Source organism: Microcoleus sp. BM001215392, from assembly GCF_036700185.1.
In the GTDB taxonomy this organism is placed as follows: Bacteria; Cyanobacteriota; Cyanobacteriia; order Cyanobacteriales; family Microcoleaceae; genus Microcoleus.
The window spans coordinates 1-1,700 of record NZ_JAUBOJ010000679.1 but is presented as its reverse complement, the minus strand read 5'-3'; the positions used below and the strand labels follow the sequence as shown (position 1 = coordinate 1,700).

Annotated in this window: 1 protein-coding gene; it reads left to right on the top strand. The window is 40.5% G+C overall.

Features of this window, described 5'->3' with window-relative positions; translation table 11 throughout:
• On the top strand, positions 1-1,384 hold a 1,384-nt coding region (locus tag QT974_RS34100), incomplete at its 5' end, for a sensor histidine kinase (protein WP_333472777.1).
• Positions 1,385-1,700 lie beyond the last annotated feature (316 nt).

The following is a 1,700-nucleotide window of genomic DNA, read 5'->3' as shown; positions in this document are numbered from 1 at the left end:
TGTGACTTGGCTATGCCTGAGCTCGTTCCTATTTCTCAGACCTGAATCCTTACAAGTTCGTTATGCTTTAATCGCTGAATTTGTGGACTCAGAAAAAAAGATCGCAAAAACTCTAGCATTTTGGGCAGGAGACGACTTTGGCGATAACTTTACTTACAATTTAGCCGGTACACCCTGTCAAAATGCTGATAGTCACGTTCATGTATGTCGCTACCAAAAAACTGTGCAGTCCTTCTTCCCTGAAAATCATAAATTAGCCGCCCTCCAAGCCGATAGTTATGCTGCTTTGCTCATTGTAGACGTTGCTGGCAATCATTTGGGAATAATCGCAGTGTTAGACACAAAACCGATGGTGCAAGATTTAGAAATGCAGTCAGGCATTTTGAGAATATTTGCCACCCGTGCGGGTGCAGAAATAGAGCGGATAGAGGCAGAATCAGCAGTACGTCAATCAGAAATTCAACTGCGGCTACAATCTGAAGAATTAGCAGCAACCCTCAAAAAATTGCAAAACACCCAAACCCAATTAATTCAAGCAGAAAAAATGTCTAGTTTGGGGCAGTTGGTAGCGGGAATTGCCCATGAAATCAATAACCCCGTAAGCTTTATTTATGGCAACATTAAACCAGCCGCTGATTATGCCAGTGACTTAATTAAGCTAATTCATCTTTACCAAAATTATTATCCCAGTCCACCGCAAGAGATTTCTAGTTTTATTGAAAATATTGACCTTGATTATCTCGCAAGTGATTTTGAAAGATTGCTAAAATCGATGAAAACAGGAGCCACACGCATCAGTGATATTGTTAAGTCTCTACGGACATTCTCGCGTTTGGATGAAGCCGATCTAAAACAAATAGAAATTCACGAAAATATCGAGAGTACCTTGGTCATTCTCCAAAATAGATTGAATGGTCGCGCCGGAAAACCAGAGATTCATCTCACCAAGAATTACGGTGACTTACCTCTGGTTAAATGTTATGGTGGTTTATTGAATCAGGTATTTATGAATTTGTTACTCAATGCTATTGATGCGATCGAACAACAGCGATCGAGCCTAGACCCTAGGGAAAAATTAGATTATATTGGTAAAATTGCGATTACCACTTCTCTCACTTCTGAAAATCAGGTTGCGATTTCGATTCAGGATAATGGTTGCGGGATGAGTTTTAAAGTTCAAGAAAAAATCTTTAATCCATTTTTTACAACTAAACCTGTGGGTAAAGGTACGGGTATGGGTTTAGCAACTAGCTATCAAATTGTGACGGAAAATCATCGGGGTCATTTGCAGTGTTTTTCTAATTCGGGAGAGGGGGCTGAGTTTACGATTACATTGTCAATCCAAGGATTGGTTTCAGTTGACAGATCGCAGTTGACCGCTTGACAGATGAGGGTGATATTAATTCCGGTTGTATCGTCAGGTGATTTAACCGCTCTTGACGCTCTTGACACACACACACAGAGAGAGAGACAGAGAGAGAAGAGATATGAATGATTCTGATGCTTGACGGAATTGATATGACATCTTGATGATTCTTGTGGGATGTCCCGCCCATCCCACTTTCCTTGTGTAAGTTATTTAATTGTCATTCCTTAGTCATTAGAGGTAGGGTGTGTCGCGGGGAGCATCACATTTTTGCAAATATAAGTAAGTCGGTGTAAATAATTCAAGGTTTGTAGGTATCGGCTCCATTCCTGTA